Source organism: Stenotrophomonas sp. IS26 (assembly GCF_054188265.1).
The window spans coordinates 78,444-97,788 of record NZ_JBSZJV010000003.1 but is presented as its reverse complement, the minus strand read 5'-3'; the positions used below and the strand labels follow the sequence as shown (position 1 = coordinate 97,788).

Sequence of the window (19,345 nt, the reverse complement as noted above, 5' to 3'; positions counted from 1 at the left end):
TACGTTCTCCATGTCACGCCTGTCCCTGCGCCCCGCGACGCCCGACGACGCCGAGCGCCTGTTCCACCTGATGCAGTTCTACTACTTCGAGGCGTCGGCCTGGAGCGGAGAAGAAGTTCGTCCTGACGGTCTGTTCGACTGTGACCGGCGCGATGTCGAGGCCTCGCTGCGCGACGATCCACAGTGGGCGCGATTGTTGTTCGTCGACGAGGCACTCGCCGGCTTCGTGCTGGTGGACCGGGTGGAGCGGGACGGGCGCCACTATCCCGAACTGGCCGATCTCTTCGTGCTGCCCAAGTACCGGCGGCAGGGCCTGGCGGCCTACGTGGTCAACGCACTGGTGCGCCCCGGCGAGGGGCAATGGCTGCTCGCAGTGTTCCGCGGCGATGTGGCTGCGCATGCCTACTGGCTGCGGACCCTGCCGCGTCTTGGCCTCCCGCATGTCGAACTGGCCGAGGATGACCCGCGGTTCCACCTCTACCTGATCGGCGGTCCACCGCGCCTGTAGTGCCGGCCGCTGGCCGGCTCCCCACAGCCCCGGCGGTACACTAGCGGCCCCCACCCATACCCCCGCATTCCATGAACGACGCTGCCCCCCAGACCCCGATCGAAACCCTGCTCAAGACGGCGATGGATGGTCAGCTGCCGATCGGCCTGTTCATGAAGACCTTCGTCGCCTCGGAGGTGGTGTTGCTCACCGGCAGCTTGGTGACGCCGGATGGCAGCGGTTTCGATCCGCTGCTGTTCGACAAGCAGGGCGTGTTGCACGTGTCGGTGTTCACCGATATGAGCCGCGTCGGTTTCCACAGCCAGCAGGCCCCGCACACCATCCGCATGCTGATGCTGGAGGTGCTCAAGCGCGTCCCCGGCGGCTACGGCGTGGTGATCAATCCGGGGACCTCGCTGGGCTTTGAAATCTCGCCGTCCGGCGTCAGCGAAATCCTCAAGGACTTCGCCGACGGCCCGCGCTGAAGCTGCGTTTTACGGCAGCGTCACCGTGGTATCTGATCAGCATGGGTAGGGCAGAAATCTGATGGGTTCTCCCTCAAAATACAAACTGCCACGCTGTACGCCAATTCACGCGCATCTTGCTGTTTCACGTCCGCCAACAGGTTCTGTTCAAGAACGCGACCTGCGATAGCCTTGAGGCGGCCTTCATTCCCGGGAATGGCCGCGCCGTATGGATGACTTCCAGCCAGTACAAGCGTGTTGGCCATCTGCAGGGCGAGTGCGTCCCGCGTCCACTGCAAATCCTTAGGCGTGCCGTCAGTCCCATACAGCAAGCTGACATACGTGGCTAGCTGATTGGTGAATGTGTCGATAGGTCTGGGCTGATCCTTGGTGCCGAGCCAGAAACCAGCAAGTACTCCAAGTGCGGTTCCTGCGATCAAACCGAGCAGTAGCGATACTGATTTCATTCCATGGTGCCTCAGCGTGGGGCGATCCACTCACAATGACTGAGCTTTCCGTTCACGTGGCCGCAGCGGTACTGATACTGGCCCCAGTCGTAGGATACGTAGCCTGGATTCGGAGTGTTCGGATGTACGTTAACTTCAGTGCCTGATCCATTGGGCAGGCCCCCGCTTGCAGGAAGCTCATTTCCTTCCGCATCTTTCGAGGTTCCTTCGATAAGTCTCGCTGCGCCAGGTGCAAGCACATTTATCTGCCAGCAGGCCACGTCGCCGTTGTCCATCAGGAGGCAGCCGCCTATCCCGCGGCCGAAAAATGACTCCAGTGCTCGGAACAAGCTGGTGACCAGGTTTCCGTTGATTTGACCGTTGACCCAAGCGGGGTTGGTAGTCGTGTGTCCAATCCTGATGACGCTATCCACAGCCGCCATGTTCTGGAGCGCGTCATTGAAGCTGTTGAAGTATCCACTGTTGTTCTGCGGCTTTACAAATACCCACTCTTTCGACATAGAGACGATTGCATCCAGCTGCAGTTGCTGGCCACGATGAAGTCCGGACGATGACGTTGAGAAGTCACCAGTTCCTTGCATTGTAGAGTGAGTGCTGCTGGGCTTCCTGGACTTCGGGACCACCACAATCCATTGACCCGGATCGTCATCTGCGCGTGGTAGTACGCGCCCCAGATGCATCGGTACCTCGCCGGGCGGCACGTACACTACGCTGGCGAACATGCCTTTGGATGTATTTGGGTTTACCACAAGATAGTTTTCCCAGCCTCTGCGTGGTCCATGAGCAATTTCTGCGGCAGATTCGTACTCATATGGCTGGGTGCAGTTTGAGCACACCACCAGTTGTTGGGCCGACGCGGCCTGATGCGCGCCTGAATAGATGCAGAGGCATAGAATCACCCGAATCAACATCCTCATCGCAAGCTCCTTGGAAGAGAGGTTGCCGAACGAAGGGGCTGCGATCCAAGCTTCCAGTTCAGCCTGCCAATTCATGGGCAAGATGGGCTGTTGTCTTGTGCAAAGACCACGTGCTCCGGCACTGTCATCGTGCCTCGGCGCTTAGCGTGGATTGATCGGATCTTTGCTACAGTTTGTACGGGGTGAAGCAGTGTCTTGGTGTCGGAGTACTGCCTGTTGCCGCAGCAGGCGCCGCAAGCTCTGGTCTGTGCAGTCACAGCGAGGCGAACGCCGAATACCAATCGGGATTTGAGCCGCTTGCTCCGCCATCCTCGGGTCAGTAAGCCGGTTGGCTGGCGGTGCCTTCGACCAGATCGGACAGCGTGGCGCTTTCCGCGATGGAGATTTCCTCCACCTCAAGCGCGTCCCCGGCGGCTACGGCGTGGTGATCAATCCGGGGACATCGCTGGGCTTTGAAATCTCGCCGTCCGGCGTCGGCGAAATCCTCAAGGACTTCGCCGACGGCCCGCGCTGACGCTGCACCTTACTGCAGGGTCACCTTCCGCCGGTTATCCGACGACACCCGGTCGATCAGTTTGTTGTACGGATCGAAGCCCGCTTCATCCGGCTTGCCCTCGACCGTCACCGTGATGGAGGGATTGGCCTCGGTAATGTGGTGGCGCTGCAGGTACAGCACCTTCTGATCGCGCTCCTTGCCCGAGGGTCCATTGGCGAACACACCCACCTCGATCCAGTCGTCCATCGCACCGGCGGTCTCCTTGCCGTCACCGTCGGCATAGCGCTTATCGGCGTGCAGCTTCAAGGTGACGTCGTACGTTCCATCGGCACGCTTCTGCGCGCTCGCGGTCAGGACACGGTTGTCGTAGAAGCTGATTCTCTCGAACAGGTCCGTCACCCGCTGCTGGCGGTCGGCCGGGGTCTCGGCGCGGATGTAGGCGAGCAGTTCGGTGGAGGTGGTGTAGGGCGGTTGCTGGAAGCCCTTGGGTGCTTCTGGACACGTGTGCGCCAGCGACCGGCCAGCCATGACACGCCCACGCAGCCTGCGACCACCAGCAGCCAGCCGGATGCCGTTGGCCCGGCGCTCTGCTTGATCGCGCCCCACCACGCCGGGCCGAACATCGCCCCGATGGCCAGGACGGCGAGTGCCAACAAGGCAAGCAATACCCGTGACACCCAACGCTCGATACCGGCGTCATGCCGGGCAATGCGCAGCGTGACCTCACGGGCGAAGCGCATCGGCGGCCCACTCTGCGGTGCGGAGGCAATGGCCTGGGCGATGCGCAGATAGTCGGCGGCGTCCGGCGCAGCACGCTGGCCACTCAGCGCCGCGCGCAGGCCACGTTCCTGTGCCTGCCATTCCTCGGGGTCGATACGGGGATCATCTGCGGTGCTCATGCGGGCACTCCAATACGGGATTCGAGCAGCTCGCGCAGCCGTTTCCGGCTGCGGAACAGATGGCTCTTGATGGTGCCTTCGGCCAGGTCGGTCAGGATGGCGATCTCGGCGATGGAGATCTCTTCCAGATGATAGAGGGTGAGCAGCGTGCGTTGCAGCGGGGGCAGGGCATTGATCGCCGCGTGCAGGTGGGTGTTGATGTCCTGCTCGCTGGTGCGTGCTTCCAGATCGATGCCATCGCCGATCCGATCAATCAACGCGGTGCCGTCGTCGCTTACGGTGTTCTCCACCAGCGGAATACGGCGCCCTTCCAGGTGGCGCTTGGCGATCGAATAGGCGACCTGTGCCACCCAGGATTTCAACGCGCTTTCGCCGCGATACTGATGCAGCGTCTGATGGATGCGCAGGAAGGCTTCCTGGCACAGCTCGCGGGTGTCGTCGGGGTGGCGGACCATGCGGTCGACCACGCGCCAGCACAGCCCTTGATACGCCTGCACCAGCTGCTCGAACGCCCCGGGCTGCCGCGACAGAATAGCGGCGACCAGTGCCCGGTCGGCGTCCAGACAGTCGGCAGGGGCGGGCGGCGGGGTGCGCATCCCCATAGGGATACGTCGAGTGCGCCATCGGTTGCAACCGTGATCCGTGCAACCCATTCCGCCCTGGCCGTATCTCAGTGGACAAGCCCCTCCTCAATGGAACGAACGCCCCATGGATTACAACCTGATTCTTCCCGTCGTCCTGATCCTCGGCATCGTGTATGCCATCAAGAGCGTGGTCGATGGCCACACGCGCCGCCGGATCGTTGAAGCGCGCGGCTCGGAAGAGCTGGTGCGCTCGCTGCTGGCCGGCGACACCACCAAGCGGCGGCTGGCCTCGCTGCATTGGGGCTGCGTGTTGCTGACCCTGGCGCTGGCCTTCGGCCTGGTCGATCTGCTCGGTATCGACCGGGTCACCCCCGGCGCGATCGCCCTGCTGCTCGGTGCAACCGGGCTGGGCAACGTGGTGTACTTCGTGCTGGATCGTCGCCTGAAGTAAGGCCGCGCGCGCGTCGCTCAGCCGCGCAGCGAGGAGTCCCGCAGCACCTGCTTCACCGCGATGCTCTGGCCTTCCACCGGCTGGCCTTCGATCAGCGCCAGCAGTTTTTCCACCAGCAGGTGACCGGCCTGCTTGGTGTCCTGCTGCACGGTGGACAGCGGTGGGGAGACCGAGGCGGCCAGCGGGATGTCATCGAAGCCGGTGACCGCCACATCCTCGGGCACGCGCAGGCCGTGCTCGCGCAGGGCGCGCATCGCACCGATCGCGATCAGGTCGCTGGCCGCACACAGCCCATCGATACGCTCGCCGCGCGCCAACAGTGCCTGGCAGGCATCGAAGCCGGACTGCTCGGTGGTGATCGCATCGTGCTGCAGGGACGGCTCGGCGGTAAGGCCGCGCGCCTGCATCGCCTCCACGTGGCCGCGGTAGCGCTGCTCGAATTCGGGGTAGTGGCTGGAGGCATGACCGACGAAGGCGATCCGGCGGCAGCCCTGGTCGAGCAGGTGGACGGTGATGTCGAACCCGCCCTGGAAATTGTCGCTGCCGATCGAGACGCCGGGCTGGTCGGGCAGGGACGCGCCCCAGCGCACGAAATGGGTACCTTGTTCGACCAGCCGCTGCAGGCGTTCGCGCGACTCGTGGTAGTCGCCATAGCCCAGCAGGATGATGCCGTCGGCCTTGTTGCTGTCCTCGTAATCGGCCTGCCAGTCGGTGGACAGCTGCTGGAAGGAGACCAGCAGGTCGTAGCCGCGCAGCGCGCAGGCCCGGGTGATCGAGCCGAGCATGGCGTGGAAGAACGGGTTGATCAGCGAATCGTCGTTGGTGGGGTCTTCGAAGAACAGCAGGGCCAGCGTGCCGGCATTGCGCAGGCGCAGGCTGGAGGCGTTCTTGTCGACCTTGTAGTTCAGCTCCCGGGCGATGGCCAGGATCCGCTGGCGGGTCTCGGCATTGACCATCGGGCTGCCACGCAGCGCCCGCGACACCGTCGGCTGGGAGACGCCGGCCAGGTGGGCGATATCGAGGGAGGTGGCTTTGCCGCGGATGGTCATTTCAGCAGGGGGCGAGGCGGTGGAGGGACATCATGCCATGCGCTGCCAGGGCTGGGCCGGGCGGCGGGATGGCCCGGCGGGCCGCGGCCCGGCCGCGTCCGGTGTAACCGCCGTCACCCTTGCGGGGTATGGCTCGAGCAGGTTTCCGGTCGCTGCCGGGCGGAATTCCGACAGGGTCGGGGACGGCGGCGATGATAAGATGGTGCAATCTGGATCCCCCCAATTCTCCCGAGGGTGGCCCGGCAGATCTGCACCCCGCCCGGGGCTGTGATATGACTGCGGCCTGCCCTCGGACAACGGAAGAGCAACCCTATGGCGCGCGGCATCAATAAAGTCATCCTGGTCGGCAACCTCGGCAACGACCCGGACGTGAAGTACACCCAGGGCGGTATGGCGATCACCCGCATCAGCCTGGCCACCACCAGCGTCCGCAAGGACAAGGATGGCAACCAGCAGGAGCGTACCGAATGGCACCGCGTGGTGTTCTTCGGCAAGCTCGGCGAAATCGCCGGTGAATACCTGCGCAAGGGCAGCTCGGTCTACGTCGAAGGCAGCCTGCGTTACGACAAGTACACCGGCCAGGATGGCGTGGAGAAGTACTCCACCGACATCATCGCCGATGAAATGCAGATGCTCGGCGGCCGTGAAGGCGGCGGTGGCGGTGGTGCCGGCGGCGAACGTCCGCAGCGCCAGCAGGCCCCGCGCCAGGAGTACGGCGGTGGTGGCGGTCAGCGCGGCGGCGGTGGTGGTGGCTACGGCCAGCAGCGCCCGCAGCAGCAGGCCCCGCAGCAGTCGGCGCCGCCGATGGACGACTTCGCGGATGACGACATTCCGTTCTGATTTCTGATTTTTACGGGTGTAAATAGAACCCCAGCAAGCCACTGTGCTTGCTGGGGTTTTTCTTTTCTGCACGGGACGTTCTGGTTCCTGCTGGTCTGGCGCCGGTCTTCGATCTCTGGTCGTGGCACGATGGGTCACAACTCAAGGGAGGAGTGACGGCATGCGACTGACGGACCAGGAACTCAAGCACGTGCTCAATGTCGACTGGGGAATGCGGTTCTGGCGCTGGTTCCGCTGGGTCCTGCTGGTCATCCTGGCAGTGGCCGCGACCGGTGGTTACACCGGCCTGATGAAGCAGGCACCCAATGCGTTGCTGATCGCCGGCGCGGTCTATCTGCTGGTCGCCTGGCCGGGGCTCTGCCGCGCGTATGTCTATCGCTCGCTGCGGCGCATGATCGAGGCCGACCCGGAGGCGCGGGAGCAGCTGCGCCAGGCGATGCATCGCCGGCGATGATCGGATGCCTGCTGCGCGGCGGCGCTGTCCTCCCGCAGCCCGGTGAACGCGATTGCGTGGCACGCCGCCCTCCCATCGCACGCACGCGGCGACAGGCATCACGCGCGTTGTGCCCCGCAGCATGCGTTTTCGTGCACCGCGTCTTGCAAAAAAATCAGTTCCTCCTCTATGGTGCAATCGATTGCATTGCCACGGATCGTCAGCGTTTGATACCGGTTGGGAGGCCGGAAGACGGATGTCCATCCATTCGATCAGACCGGCGCCGGTATCGGGGCCGGGGCTCACGCGGCGCGATGCACTGCGCCTGGCGGCCGCCGCGAGCCTTGGTTTGGGTGCTGCGGGCGTGCTGCCGGCGTTTGCCGCGGCCGCGCCGCTCAGGGGCAACCTGAAGCACTCCGTCGCCCGCTGGACCTTTCCGCAGCAGTCGGTCGCGCAACTGTGCAGGATGGTGAAGGAAATCGGGTTCGCTGCCATCGATCTGGTCGGCCCGGAGGACTGGCCCACGCTGAAGGCCCATGGCGTGGACAGCTCGATGTGCAACGGTGCGGAGCTGGGCCTGACCAAGGGCTTTGCCGGCCGCGAGTTCCACGACCAACTGGTGGAGCGCTACACGCGGCACATCGATCTGGTCGCCGATGCCGGCTACCGCAACCTCATCTGCTTCTCCGGCAATCGCAACGGCATGGACCCCGAGGAAGGCATGGCCCATGCCGAAGCGGGGCTCAAGCGCATCCTCCGGCACGCCGAGAAACGCAACGTCGTACTGGTGATGGAGCTGCTGAACTCCAGGGTCGATCATCCCGACTACCTGTGCGACACCTCCGCATGGGGCGTGGCGCTGTGCCAGCGGCTCGGCTCGGACCACTTCGGCCTGCTCTACGACATCTATCACATGCAGATCATGGAGGGCGACATCATCGCCACCATCGGCAGGGATCACGCCTGTTTCAAGCATTACCACACGGCGGGCGTGCCGGGCCGGCACGAGATCGGGGACCAGCAGGAACTCAATTACCCCGCCATCTGTCGCGCGATCCGCGACACCGGTTTCGACGGATATCTGGCGCAGGAATTCATGCCTGCGGCACCGGATCCCGTCGGCTCGCTGCGCGAGGCGATCCGCCTCTGCGACGTCTGAAACGATATCCACCAGGTGAGAGATCCATGGCAGACAATCATTACGACGCGATCGTCGTTGGCTCGGGAATCAGTGGCGGTTGGGCGGCCAAGGAACTGACCGAGAAGGGCCTCAAGGTCCTGATGCTGGAACGCGGCCGCAACATCGAACACGTGAAGGACTACGTCAATGCGATGAAGGAACCGTGGGACTTCCCGCACCGCAACCGACCAACCCAGGCGATGAAGGCCGCCTTCCCGGTGCTGATGCGCGACTACGCGCTGGCCGAGAATCTCCAGGGCATGTGGGCCGACGAACAGGAATCGCCCTACATCGAGACCAAGCGCTTCGACTGGTTCCGCGGCTACCACGTCGGCGGGCGTTCGCTGATGTGGGGCCGGCAGAGCTATCGCTTCTCCGACCTGGATTTTGAGGCGAACCTCAAGGACGGCATCGCCACCGACTGGCCGATCCGGTACGCCGACATCGCACCCTGGTACGACCATGTGGAGAAGTTCGCCGGCATCGCCGGCACCCGCGAAGGTCTGGATGTGCTGCCGGACGGCCAGTTCCTGCCGCCGATTCCGCTCAATATCGTCGAGAAGGACGTGGCCGCGCGGATCAGGAAGGCCTTCGGCGGAACCCGGCACATGATCCACTCGCGCACCGCCAACATCACCCAGCCATTGCCCGAGCAGGGTCGGGTCAACTGCCAGTACCGCAACAAGTGCATTCTTGGCTGTCCCTTCGGTGCGTACTTTTCGACACAGGCGGCGACGCTGCCGGCGGCCATGAAGACGGGCAACCTGACGTTGCGGCCGTTCTCGATCGTCAAGGAAGTGCTCTACGACAAGGACCGCAAGCGTGCGCGCGGGGTGGAGGTCATCGATGCCGAGACGGGGCAGACCTATGAGTACACGGCCAAGGTCATCTTCCTCAATGCGTCCTCCTTCAACTCCACCTGGCTGCTGATGAACTCGGCCACCGATGTGTGGGATGGCGGGCTGGGCGCATCGTCGGGCGAGCTGGGCCACAACGTGATGGACCATCATTTCGGTGCGGGCGCCTCGGGCCGGGTCGAGGGCTATGAGGACAAGTACTACTTCGGCCGTCGTCCCTGCGGCTTCTACATTCCCCGCTTCCGCAACGTGGCTGCGGACAAGCGCCGCTACCTGCGTGGCTTCGGCTACCAGGGCGGTGCCAGCCGCACGGGATGGTCGCGCGAGATCGCCGAGCTGAACATCGGTGCCGACCTGAAGGAGGCGCTGACCGTGCCCGGTGACTGGCGCATCGGCATGACCGGCTTCGGCGAAATGCTGCCGCACCACGACAACACGATCCGCCTGGACGGCGACCGCAAGGACAAGTGGGGACTGCCGGTGCTGGCGATGGATGTCTCCATGCGCGCCAACGAACTGGCCATGCGCCAGGACATGGCCGCCGATGCTGCCGAGATGCTCGAGGCCGCGGGGGTCAAAGACGTGGAGATGCATGACAATGACTACGCGCCAGGCAAGGGCATCCACGAAATGGGGACCGCGCGCATGGGCCGTGACCGCAGGACGTCCGTGCTGAACCAGCACAACCAGGTCTGGGATGCGCCCAACGTCTATGTGACCGACGGTGCCTGCATGACGTCCAGCGCGTGCGTGAATCCTTCGCTGACCTACATGGCGCTGACGGCGCGGGCCGCCGACCATGCCGCACGCGAACTGAAAGCGGGGAATCTCTGATGGATCGTCGCGAACTGCTGAAGATGATCGTCGCCGCCACCGGTGCGGCCATGATCGGTCTGCCCGCGCTCGGTCAGGCACAGGCTCCTGCCGCAGGGGCGAAGACGCGCTTCTCCGACGCGGATGTCGGCACGCTGGACGAGATCGCCGAGACCATCCTGCCGCGGACGACAACGCCGGGGGCGAAAGACGCAGGCTCCGGTGCGTTCATGGCGACGTTCGTCAGCGACTGCTACACCGCCCGGCAGCAGGCGACGTTCCGCGCCGGCCTGGCCGATATCGACAAACGCGCGGGCGGCCGCTTCGTCTCGCTCGCGCCGCAGGCACGCACCGAGCTGCTGCGCGCGCTGGATACAGAGGCCAGGAAACAGGCAGTCGAGGTCACCGAGACCGGTACCGCCGAGGAAGGAGAGCCGATGCCGCATTACTTCACGATGTTCAAGCAGCTGACCATCTTCGGTTTCTTCACCTCCAAGGTCGGCGCAACTGAAGTGCTGCGCTACGTCGCGGTGCCGGGGCGCTACGACGGCGACCTCGCCTATATCCCCGGTACGCCGGCGTGGGGGACCAGCTGATGGAGCGCAACGGAATGATCACGCCTGTGCTGATCGCCGCCGCCGTGCTGGTCGCCGCACCTGCGCTCGCGCAGGCCGGTGCCGATCCCGCGCACGATCCGGCGAAGACCGAGGTATGGACGCCCGTGCCTGCAACGGTGGCCACCCCGCCGGGAAAGGCGCCGTCCGACGCCATCGTGCTGTTCGATGGCAAGGATGTCTCGGCCTGGGAGTCGGAGCAGGGCGGACGCGTGCCCTGGCGTGTCGCCGATGGCGCGCTCACGGTGGTTCCGGGCAGCAAGGGCATCCGTACCCGGCAGCGCTTCTGCGACGTCCAGCTGCATGTCGAGTGGCGTACGCCCGTCGAAACCACGGGTTTCGATGGCCAGAACCGGGGCAACAGCGGCATCTTCCTGCAGGAACTGTATGAGCTGCAGGTGCTCGACAGTTACAACAACCCGACCTATGCCAATGGCCAGGCCGGCGCCATCTACAAGCAGGCCATGCCCTTGGTGAACGCCTCGCGCGCGCCGGGCGAGTGGCAGGCCTACGACATCCTCTGGAAGGCACCGCGCTTCTCAGTGGGCGGTGGGCTTGTATCGCCTGCGCGCATCACCGTCCTGCACAACGGCGTGCTGGTGCAGGACGACACCGTGCTGGCGGGCAAGACCGAGTACATCGGCGCGCCCTCGTATTCGCCCCATGCGTGCGCGCCGCTCTCCCTGCAGGAACATGATTCGAAGGTCAGCTACCGCAATATCTGGGTGCGCGAGCTGTAGTGGCACACGGCCGGCGTGGTCGCCGGCCGCTTATTTCGCCAGGTAACTGGCGAGATTGTCGATTTCCTGCTGCGACAGCTGCGAGAAGGGCGGCATCAAGCCGCCGCCCTTGCTGATTTTTTCCTTGATCTGCGCCGGCTGCAACCGCTTGGCGACATCGGTGAGTGCGGGGAACGTCGGCGGAATGCCGGCCCGATTCGCGCCGTGGCAGGCCGTGCAGTGCACGGCATAGAGTTGTGCGCCAGCGGCCGGGTCATCGTTGGACCACGCTGTGGGGGCCAGCACCGTGCCGATCAGCGTCAGGGCCAGCGTCAGGATCTTGTTCAAGTGCGGCTCCTTGGCGGGCTAGCGCGGTGCGCTGGCGGGCAACGTAGCGGTGAGGTGCTGGCGCAGGTAGTCCGCGCCCGTCTTGATGACCTTGGCCGGATCACGAGGTTGGTCGTGCTCGACGATGTACCACTGCACGCCCGCCGCCGCGGCGGCAGGCAGGATCGCGTTCCAGTCCAGCACGCCCTGGCCAACAGCGGCGAAGCCGCCCTCGTCTTCGGCCTGGCCTTTGGGTGCGTTGTCCTTGGCGTGTACCGCGAACACGTGGCCACGGAATTTGCCCAGCATCACCACCGGGTCATGGCCCGCACGGGCTACCCAGGCCAGGTCCAGCTCGGTCTGCAGGTCGGGGCCGGCCGCAGCGAACAGCAGTTCCAGGCCGGTTTTGCCGTTGAAGTCGACCAGCTCGAAGTCATGGTTGTGGTAAGCCAATCGCATCCCCTGGATGTTTGCCTCAGCCGCGATCCGGCCCAGTTCCTGGCCCAGTGCGGTCCAGCCAGCGGCATCGGTCGGCCGATCCTTCTCGTCCAGGTACGGCACCACCAGAGTGGTGTTTCCGATCGAGCGGTTGAAGGCCACCACCCCGGCCAGGTCGCTGCGCAGATCGGCCAGTTGCACGTGGGAGGAAATGGCCTTGATCGAATAGCGGTCCAGCAGTTGCTTGAGTTCGGCGGCGCTGACATTCTGGGTACCGACTGTCTCCACCGCGCCGACGCCCGCGTCATGCACGATCTTCAACTGCTGGTCGAGCGTGCCGGCGTCGCGCAGCGTGTACATCTGCACTGCGATGGGCTGCTGTGGACCGGCCGGGGCGCCTGCGAAGGCGGGCAGGGCAACGAGCAGCAGCAGTGCGAGGGTGGTGGTCCTGCGCGTAGCGATTTTCATCAACACATCCTCCCGGGATTCAACCGATGGTGGTCCAGGCACGGGACCTGGCCGATGCGATCACGCGGTCGACGATCAACGCCGAACGCAGGCCGTCCTCGAAGGTGGGCAGGCCCTGTGGCCGCTCGCCGTCGATGGCGTGGTAGGTGTCGGCGACGAACGCCTCGAAGCAGTGGCCGTAGCCCTGCGCATGGCCGGGCGGCAACACCGACAGCCGGCGTTGTTCGGCACTGCCGGCACCTGGCCCACGCACGAAGGTTTCCTCGCGCTGGTCGGGTCGGCCGATCCACAGCCGTTCGGCGTCCTCTTGGTTGAACGCCACGCTGGTCCGGGCGCCGTCGATCTCGAACCAGAGGCGATTGTGGCGTCCGGCCGAGACCTGGCTGACCGTCAATGACGCCAGCGTGCCTGCGCCGGTCTTGAACATCGCCGCGGCCACATCTTCGCTGGATACGGCCTGCATCGCGCCGCCCGCCGCCGGCGTGGTGAAGCTCTGGCCGGTGAGGGCGCCGCGCTCGGCGAGCACGGTGGCGAATGCCGCACTGACGTCGACGAAGCGCTCGCCACTGACCCATTCCACCAGGTCGCACCAGTGCGAGCCGATGTCGGCGAACACGCGCGACGCGCCGCCCAGCGCCGGGTCCACGCGCCAGTTGTTGCTGGCCGGGTCCAGCAGCCAGTCCTGCAGGTAGCTGCCGTGGATCAGGTGCAGCGGGCCCAGCTCGCCCTGCGCGATGCGTGCGCGCGCCTCGCGCACCACCGGGTGGTAGCGGTAGACGAACGGCACCGTGGCGACCAGCCCGGTCGAGGCGGCCAATGCGGCCAGCGCCTGGGCATCCTCCAGTGTGGTGGCCAGCGGTTTCTCGCAGATCACGTGCTTGCCCGCTTTCAGCGCCGCCTGCGCCATGGCGCGGTGCAGATGGTTTGGCGTGCAGACGTGCACCACGTGGACCTGCGGATCGGTGACCACCTCTTCGATGTCACGATAGGCGCGCGGGACATTCCATGCCTGCGCCACGTCGCGTGCGCGCTGCGGTGACGAGGCGGCCACGCCCCGGATTTCCGCTCCCGCCAGCAGCGCCGCGCGACGATGCACCGCGCCGATCATGCCGGTGCCGATGATGGCGATTCCAAGCGTTGGCATCGGGTGCGGTCCTCAGGGTGTGGAAGGGGCGGCCGCGACCGCCGGCCGGTCGCGGAACAGCAGCAGGAAGGCGATCAGCACGACCAGCGCGACGCCCGCCGGGAACAGCCAGATCTGCTGCCAGTCCGGGCCAGCTGCCGTGGTGTAGTGCTCCACCACCGCGCCGGACAGGAACGTGCCGATCAACATGCCCACGCCGTACGTGGCCAGGGTGATGAACCCCTGCGCGCTGCTGCGCGCGGCGGGGCCGGCATGCGCATCGGTGTAGATCTGGCCGGTGACGAAGAAGAAGTCGTAGCAGATGCCGTGCAGCACGATGCCGATCACCAGCAGGGAGAAGCCGCTGCCTGCATCGCCGAAGGCGAACATCGCATAGCGCACTACCCACGCCGCCATGCCCACCGCCAGCATCGTCTTCACTCCCAGCCGCACGAACAGGAACGGCATGGCCAGCATCAGCAGCACTTCGGAGACCTGGCCCAGCGATTGCAGGCCGGCCGCGCCGCGCACGCCCAGATCGTTGAGGTACGGGTTGGTGAAGTTGTAGTAGAACGCCAGCGGGATGCAGATGGCGATGGAGGCCAGGAAGAACACCAGGTAGGAGCGCGACTTCAGAAGCCGCAGCGAATCCAGCCCCAGGATCTGTCCCAGCCCGGCGTCGCGCTGTTGCGCCAGCGGCGGCGTGTGCGGCAGCGTGAACGCATACAGGCCCAGCGCCAGCGACGCCATCGCCGCCATCCGGAACGTCAGCTCGAGCCGATGCGCCTGTTCCCAGCCCAGCCAGCCGATCAGCACGCCCGCCACGATCCAGCCGACGCTGCCGGCCACCCGCACGAGCGGAAACTGCTTTTCCGGCGACTGCATGTGCCGCATCGCCACACTGTTGGCCAGCGCCAGCGTTGGCATGAACAGCAGCATGTACCCCATGACATAGAAGGAGAAGGTGCTGAAGTCCGTCGCCGTGGACGCCAGCCACATCAGCGCCGCGCCAGCGAGGTGGAGTACCGCGAGGATGCGCTGCGCCGCGAAGTACCGATCCGCGATCAGGCCGACCAGGAAGGGCGCGACGATGGCGCCGATCGATTGGCTGAGGAACGCCGTCGCGACCTGGCTCGCGCTGGCCTGCAACGGCCCCTGCACCAGGTAGGTCCCCAGGGTGACGAACCATGCCCCCCAGATGAAGAACTGCAGAAACATCATCGCGCCCAAGCGCGACATGGTGTGCGTCATGGCTTGCCCTCCCAGGCAGTGATGGCTCAGATCCCCAGCATGCGGCGCAGTGATCCAGGATCGGTGCCGCTGTCGGCAAAGTCGTCGAAGGCGCGCCCGGTCACGCGGATGATGTGGTCGCGGATGAAGGCGGCCCCTTCGCGCGCGCCGTCTTCCGGGTGCTTCAGGCAGCACTCCCACTCCAGCACAGCCCAGCCGGGAAAGTCGTACTGCGCGAATTTCGAGAAGATCGCCTTGAAGTCGATCTGGCCGTCCCCGAGCGAGCGGAACCGCCCAGGACGATCGATCCAGTCCTGGTAACCGCCATACACGCCACTGCGCGCGCTGGCGTGATACTCCGCGTCCTTGACGTGGAAGATGCCGATGCGATCGTGGTAGCGGTCGATGAAACCCAGGTAGTCCATCTGCTGCAGCAGCAGGTGACTGGGGTCGTACAGGATCTTCGCGCGGGGATGGTGGTCCACCACCTTGAGAAAGCGCTCGAACGTTGCGCCGTCATGCAGGTCCTCGCCCGGGTGGATCTCGAAACACAGATCCACGCCGCAGGTGTCGAACGCATCCAGGATCGGACGCCAGCGGCGGCCGAGTTCGGCGAAGGCTTCGTCCACCAACCCCGGCGGTCGTTGCGGCCAGGGATAGAAGTAGGGCCAGGCCAGCGCGCCGGAGAACGTGGCGTGCGCGGTCAGCCCGAGGCGCTGGCTGGCCTTGGCGGCCAGCAGCAGCTGCTCCACCGCCCAGGCCTGGCGGGCTGCGGGATCACCGCGTTTGTCCGGTGGTGCGAATCCGTCGAACAGGCTGTCATAGGCCGGATGGACGGCAACCAGCTGCCCCTGCAGGTGGGTGGACAGCTCGGTGATCTGCAGGCCGTGTGCGCCCAGCATGCCGGTCACATCGTCGCAATACGTCTGGCTGCGCGCAGCTTCGGCCAGATCGAACAGCGCCGGAGCGCTGGTAGGCACTTGTACGCCAGAATAGCCCAGCCCCGCGGCCCATCCGGCCAGCGTGTCCAGCCGATCGAACGGAGGTGTGTCGCCAATGAACTGCGCCAGGAACAGTGCTGGACCCTTGAGCGTTTTCAAGCGGATTCGCCCTCGATGCAATCGATTGCATTATCCTAGCAGGGGCATTCGAAAGAGCTGTTGTGCACTGCACAGCGGAAGGAAGAGGTAACGCCATGGCCACCATCTACGACATCGCAAAGCACGTCGGTGTTTCCGCCGGCACGGTGTCGCGGGCGCTGTCCCGGCCGGAGAAAGTCCTGCCGGCCACGCGCGCGCGCATCGAACAGGCGGCGTCGGCGCTGGGCTATGTCCCCAACACGGTTGCCCGGACACTCAAGACCCAGCGCAGCGGCAAGATCCTGGTCACCGTGCCGGACATCGCCAATCCGTTCTTCGCTCAGATCCTGCAGGGCGCGGAGGACGCGGCGCAGGCCGTTGGCTACGCTGTCCTGCTCGGCGATACCCAGAACCGGCCCGAGCGCGAGGAGCGCTACGCACAGATGCTCCGGCGCAACGAGGCCGATGGCCTGATCGTGCTGGGGCACCGCCTGCCGCCGACGGCGCGCGAGATCGTCCAGCAGCGCGGCGCCGCCGCGCCGGTGGTCAACGGATGCGAATTCGATCCCGCGCTGGGCATCCCCAGCGTCCACATCGACAACGCGGCCGCCGCGCGCGCCGTGATGGAACACCTGTACGGGCTGGGGCACGAGCGGATCGCCGTGGTCGGTGGGCCGCGCGACAATCCTCTGCACCAGCAACGACTGGAAGGCGTCCGGACCGCTGCCAAGGCGCGTGGCCGCCTGCGCCAGTTGAGCGTCGTGCCGGGCGACTTCACCATCGAATCCGGGCACGCGGCCGGGATGTCGCTGTTGACGCGCGCGCCCGTGCCGACGGCGGTGTTCTGTTTCAGCGACCAGATGGCACTGGGCGTCCTGGCGGCCTGCCGGGATCTGGGCATCCGGGTGCCGGGTGATCTGTCCGTCGTCGGCTTCGACGACCTGGCATCGTCGCGTTACCTCACGCCTCCGCTGACGACCATCAGGCAACCGATGCGGGAGATCGGTGCCCGCGCGGTCAACCTGCTGCTCGCCATCATCGAACGTGTCGATGTGCCGCTTCAGCAGACGCTGGATTTTAGTTTGATGCTGCGGGGCTCGACTGCCTCGCCCGGGCGGAGGTGAGGCAGGGTGACATATGGCTGCTGCGACACGGTGGCGCCAGTTGTGTCACGCGCGTGTGGATGGGAGAGAGGGGCAGCGATGCGCGCGGATGGATTCGCCTCAGCCCAGGGTGACCTCCGCCGCCTCGCCAGTCGTGCAGGACGGCGCGATCCACACATCGAACGCACCCGCTTCAGCGCGGCGGATGCCATCCACGCCGGTGAACTCGAGCATCGATTCGTTCAAGAGAAAGGCGACGTCCAGCGACTTCCCACCGGCGAGGGTGATCTTGTCGAAGCCTTTGAGCTCCCGGACTGGCCGCACTCGGCTCGCGACCCGGTCGTGGATGTAGAGTTGCACGACCTCTTCGACGGTCCGCTCGCCGAGATTGCGCACGCGCGCGCTGACGCGGATCGACTCACCCCGCCGAAGCACCGCCGCGTCGACCTGGGTGGGACCGTACTCGACCTTGCCATAGGTCAGGCCATGCCCGAACGGATACAGCGCTTCATGCGGAATCTCCCGCCAGCGCGTCTTGAACTCCTTCATCTCCGGAAGTTCAGGACGGCCGGTGCGTGGATGGTTGTAATAGTAAGGTTGCTGCCCCGACGCGATCGGGAATGACACCGGGAGGCGCCCCGACGGGCTGTAATCACCGAAGAGCACGTCGGCGATGGCATGCCCGGTCTGTGAACCCAGGAACCAGGTGATCAGGACAGCATCGGCGTCGCGCACACCCCCGTGCAGCGCGAGCGCGCGACCATTGCGGACCAAGGCCACCACGGGTGTGCCAGCGGCCGCGACCGCATCGGCCAGCTGTTGCTGGACGGCAGGCAACACGATCTCGATGCGCGATTGCGCCTCGCCGGAGTAGCGCTGCGGCTCGCCCACAGCCAGGATCACCACATCCGCTCGCTGCGCGGCCTGTACGGCCAGTGCCAGACCGCCGTCAATCGCGTCTTCCATGCCGCAGCCGTCGACAATCTCCAGCTGCGTGGCCTCGCCGAGTGCGGCACGCAGGCCGTCTTCAAGAGACACGTAGCGATCGGCGTCGCCGAACAGCGTCCAGCAGCCTTCGATGTTGTCGCGGTCGCGGGCGAACGGTCCGATCAGCGCGATGCGCTGCCCGGTCCTGGCCAGCGGCAGCACGTCGCCAGCATTCTTGAGCATCACGATCGACCGCCGGGCCGACTCGCGCGCCAGGTCCTCATGCCGCGCGAGGCATGCGTCGGAGACATCGTCCATCGCCAGCGAGCGATACGGATTGTCCAGCAGCCCGATGCGCTCCTTGAGTTCCAGCATGCGCCGGACGGCCTGGTCCAAGCGCCACATCGGCACGCTGCCATCGCGGACCAGCGGCGGGAGATGCTGCAGATACAGACCGCTCTGCAGGCTCAGGTCGAGGCCGGCCATGAAGGCTTTCAGTACCGCGTCGCGCATGTCTTCGGCGTAACCATGCGCCACCAGTTCCATCTCCGAGGTGTAATCGGAAATGGTGACACCGTCGAAACGCCACTCGCCGCGCAGCACGTCCGTCAGCAACGGTTTGTTGGCACTGACCGGAACGCCGTTGATATCGTTGAACGCGGTCATGACCCCGCCGACGCCGGCATCGACGGCGGCTTTGAACGGGGGCAAGTGCACATCCCGAAGCGTCTGCGGGGCGATATCGACGGTGTTGTAGTCCAGCCCCGCCAGGCAGGCGCCGTAGGCAACGTAGTGCTTGGCCGTGGCGACCAGCGCATCCTCGCCGCGCAGGTCCTCGCCCTGGAAACCCTGTACGCGCGCGGCGCCGAAGCGGCACGCAAGCAGCGTGTCCTCGCCGGTGCCTTCGGCGCCGCGGCTCCAGCGCTGGTCGCGGGTCACGTCGATGGCCGGTGCGAAGGTCCAGTGGATCGCCGCGGCGGTCGCTTCCACGGCGGTGGCGCGCGCGGTCCGGCGCGCCAGGTCCGGTTCGAAGGTCGCGGTCTCGCCCAGCGGGATCGGAAACACCGTGCCCATGCCATGGATCACGTCGGCGGCAAGGATCAGAGGGATGCCCAAGCGGCTCTCTTCCACCGCCACCCGCTGCAGCGCCACCGCGCCGTTGCGCCCCTTGCCGTTGAACAGGGCGCCGACCCCGCCTTGGCGGATGAGCTCGAGCACCTGCTCGGCGTTCTGTGCATTGGCGACCGGATTGATATCCGGAACGAACGGGCGAACCATGTCGGCCGTGACGTTGAGCTGGCCAACTTTTTCTTCGATGGTCATCTGCGCCATCAGCGCGTCGATACGGGATGTCATTGGAGCCTCATGAAATCGATTACA

At 65.5% G+C, this 19,345-nt stretch carries 21 protein-coding genes and 2 pseudogenes; 11 read left to right on the top strand and 12 right to left on the bottom strand.

What is annotated here, in order from left to right; translation table 11 throughout:
- The first annotated feature begins 10 nt into the window (after nucleotides 1-10).
- Both ACW6W5_RS04045 and ACW6W5_RS04040 read left to right on the top strand, forming a co-directional pair.
- Nucleotides 11-508, top strand: coding sequence for a GNAT family N-acetyltransferase (locus tag ACW6W5_RS04045; protein ID WP_193222839.1), 498 nt, complete (start codon nucleotides 11-13; stop codon nucleotides 506-508).
- A 71-nt stretch (nucleotides 509-579) separates the two neighbouring features.
- A complete protein-coding gene (locus ACW6W5_RS04040) occupies nucleotides 580-972 on the top strand; it encodes an SseB family protein (RefSeq protein WP_458233616.1) in 393 nt (130 codons plus the stop codon).
- A 20-nt stretch (nucleotides 973-992) separates the two neighbouring features.
- On the opposite strand, the gene ACW6W5_RS04035 is transcribed toward ACW6W5_RS04040, so the two are convergent.
- Complete coding sequence (locus tag ACW6W5_RS04035; RefSeq protein ID WP_152153605.1) at nucleotides 993-1,418, bottom strand: hypothetical protein; 426 nt, start codon at nucleotides 1,416-1,418, stop codon at nucleotides 993-995.
- Between the two features lie 11 nt (nucleotides 1,419-1,429).
- A complete protein-coding gene (locus ACW6W5_RS04030) occupies nucleotides 1,430-2,410 on the bottom strand; it encodes a hypothetical protein (RefSeq protein ID WP_152153606.1) in 981 nt (326 codons plus the stop codon).
- Nucleotides 2,411-2,729: 319 nt separating this feature from the next.
- Here ACW6W5_RS04030 and ACW6W5_RS04025 point away from each other — a divergent pair.
- Nucleotides 2,730-2,849 (top strand): annotated as a pseudogene (locus tag ACW6W5_RS04025) (SseB family protein); the annotation flags it as partial.
- Nucleotides 2,850-2,858: 9 nt separating this feature from the next.
- Here ACW6W5_RS04025 and ACW6W5_RS04020 read toward each other — a convergent pair.
- From ACW6W5_RS04020 to ACW6W5_RS04010, 3 genes and pseudogenes are all read right to left on the bottom strand, one after another.
- Nucleotides 2,859-3,317: pseudogene (locus tag ACW6W5_RS04020) on the bottom strand (hypothetical protein); the annotation flags it as partial.
- A complete protein-coding gene (locus ACW6W5_RS04015; protein WP_152153608.1) occupies nucleotides 3,227-3,730 on the bottom strand; it encodes a hypothetical protein in 504 nt (167 codons plus the stop codon). The pseudogene ACW6W5_RS04020 and the gene ACW6W5_RS04015, both read right to left, overlap by 91 nt.
- Nucleotides 3,727-4,326 (bottom strand): RNA polymerase sigma factor, encoded by a 600-nt coding sequence (locus ACW6W5_RS04010; RefSeq protein WP_152153610.1) that lies wholly within the window; start codon nucleotides 4,324-4,326, stop codon nucleotides 3,727-3,729. Before ACW6W5_RS04010 ends, ACW6W5_RS04015 begins: the two co-directional genes overlap by 4 nt.
- 112 nt (nucleotides 4,327-4,438) lie before the next feature.
- Here ACW6W5_RS04010 and ACW6W5_RS04005 point away from each other — a divergent pair, with 112 nt between their 5' ends.
- Nucleotides 4,439-4,765: a hypothetical protein gene (locus ACW6W5_RS04005; protein WP_121043262.1), complete on the top strand. Its 327-nt coding sequence runs from the start codon at nucleotides 4,439-4,441 to the stop codon at nucleotides 4,763-4,765.
- Between the two features lie 17 nt (nucleotides 4,766-4,782).
- On the opposite strand, the gene ACW6W5_RS04000 is transcribed toward ACW6W5_RS04005, so the two are convergent.
- Nucleotides 4,783-5,814, bottom strand: a complete 1,032-nt coding sequence (locus ACW6W5_RS04000) for a LacI family DNA-binding transcriptional regulator (RefSeq protein ID WP_121043266.1) — start codon at nucleotides 5,812-5,814, stop codon at nucleotides 4,783-4,785.
- A 312-nt stretch (nucleotides 5,815-6,126) separates the two neighbouring features.
- Here ACW6W5_RS04000 and ACW6W5_RS03995 point away from each other — a divergent pair, with 312 nt between their 5' ends.
- The 6 genes from ACW6W5_RS03995 to ACW6W5_RS03970 all read left to right on the top strand — a co-directional run bounded on the left by ACW6W5_RS03995 (nucleotide 6,127) and on the right by ACW6W5_RS03970 (nucleotide 11,291).
- A complete protein-coding gene (locus ACW6W5_RS03995; RefSeq protein ID WP_152153612.1) occupies nucleotides 6,127-6,654 on the top strand; it encodes a single-stranded DNA-binding protein in 528 nt (175 codons plus the stop codon).
- A 160-nt stretch (nucleotides 6,655-6,814) separates the two neighbouring features.
- Nucleotides 6,815-7,108 (top strand): hypothetical protein, encoded by a 294-nt coding sequence (locus ACW6W5_RS03990; protein ID WP_152153615.1) that lies wholly within the window; start codon nucleotides 6,815-6,817, stop codon nucleotides 7,106-7,108.
- Between the two features lie 235 nt (nucleotides 7,109-7,343).
- Nucleotides 7,344-8,246: a hydroxypyruvate isomerase family protein gene (locus ACW6W5_RS03985; protein ID WP_193222842.1), complete on the top strand. Its 903-nt coding sequence runs from the start codon at nucleotides 7,344-7,346 to the stop codon at nucleotides 8,244-8,246.
- Nucleotides 8,247-8,272: 26 nt separating this feature from the next.
- Nucleotides 8,273-9,958, top strand: coding sequence for a GMC oxidoreductase (locus tag ACW6W5_RS03980; RefSeq protein ID WP_152153617.1), 1,686 nt, complete (start codon nucleotides 8,273-8,275; stop codon nucleotides 9,956-9,958).
- On the top strand, nucleotides 9,958-10,533 hold the full coding sequence (locus ACW6W5_RS03975) for a gluconate 2-dehydrogenase subunit 3 family protein (protein ID WP_152153619.1): 576 nt from the start codon (nucleotides 9,958-9,960) through the stop codon (nucleotides 10,531-10,533). The genes ACW6W5_RS03980 and ACW6W5_RS03975 overlap by 1 nt, the downstream gene beginning before the upstream one ends.
- Before the next feature lie 14 nt (nucleotides 10,534-10,547).
- Nucleotides 10,548-11,291: a 3-keto-disaccharide hydrolase gene (locus ACW6W5_RS03970; RefSeq protein ID WP_226956684.1), complete on the top strand. Its 744-nt coding sequence runs from the start codon at nucleotides 10,548-10,550 to the stop codon at nucleotides 11,289-11,291.
- Nucleotides 11,292-11,321: 30 nt separating this feature from the next.
- Here ACW6W5_RS03970 and ACW6W5_RS03965 read toward each other — a convergent pair whose 3' ends face one another.
- Genes ACW6W5_RS03965 through ACW6W5_RS03945 form a run of 5 tightly spaced genes read right to left on the bottom strand, consistent with a single transcriptional unit; the run spans nucleotide 11,322 to nucleotide 15,956 of the window.
- Entirely contained in the window at nucleotides 11,322-11,618 is a 297-nt protein-coding gene (locus ACW6W5_RS03965) for a c-type cytochrome (RefSeq protein ID WP_428999843.1), read from the bottom strand.
- An 18-nt stretch (nucleotides 11,619-11,636) separates the two neighbouring features.
- Nucleotides 11,637-12,503 carry a sugar phosphate isomerase/epimerase family protein gene (locus tag ACW6W5_RS03960; protein WP_152153623.1) on the bottom strand — a complete coding sequence of 289 codons (867 nt, stop codon included), beginning with the start codon at nucleotides 12,501-12,503 and terminating at the stop codon, nucleotides 11,637-11,639.
- Between the two features lie 19 nt (nucleotides 12,504-12,522).
- Nucleotides 12,523-13,647, bottom strand: a complete 1,125-nt coding sequence (locus ACW6W5_RS03955; protein WP_152153625.1) for a Gfo/Idh/MocA family protein — start codon at nucleotides 13,645-13,647, stop codon at nucleotides 12,523-12,525.
- Nucleotides 13,648-13,659: 12 nt separating this feature from the next.
- Entirely contained in the window at nucleotides 13,660-14,877 is a 1,218-nt protein-coding gene (locus ACW6W5_RS03950; RefSeq protein ID WP_152153627.1) for a nucleoside permease, read from the bottom strand.
- Nucleotides 14,878-14,903: 26 nt separating this feature from the next.
- Nucleotides 14,904-15,956, bottom strand: a complete 1,053-nt coding sequence (locus ACW6W5_RS03945; protein WP_152153628.1) for a sugar phosphate isomerase/epimerase family protein — start codon at nucleotides 15,954-15,956, stop codon at nucleotides 14,904-14,906.
- Nucleotides 15,957-16,051: 95 nt separating this feature from the next.
- Between ACW6W5_RS03945 and ACW6W5_RS03940 the strand changes: the two genes are divergently transcribed.
- Nucleotides 16,052-17,059 (top strand): LacI family DNA-binding transcriptional regulator, encoded by a 1,008-nt coding sequence (locus tag ACW6W5_RS03940; RefSeq protein WP_152153630.1) that lies wholly within the window; start codon nucleotides 16,052-16,054, stop codon nucleotides 17,057-17,059.
- A 99-nt stretch (nucleotides 17,060-17,158) separates the two neighbouring features.
- On the opposite strand, the gene ACW6W5_RS03935 is transcribed toward ACW6W5_RS03940, so the two are convergent.
- Entirely contained in the window at nucleotides 17,159-19,321 is a 2,163-nt protein-coding gene (locus ACW6W5_RS03935; RefSeq protein WP_152153632.1) for a glycoside hydrolase family 3 N-terminal domain-containing protein, read from the bottom strand.
- Nucleotides 19,322-19,345: the final 24 nt, after the last annotated feature.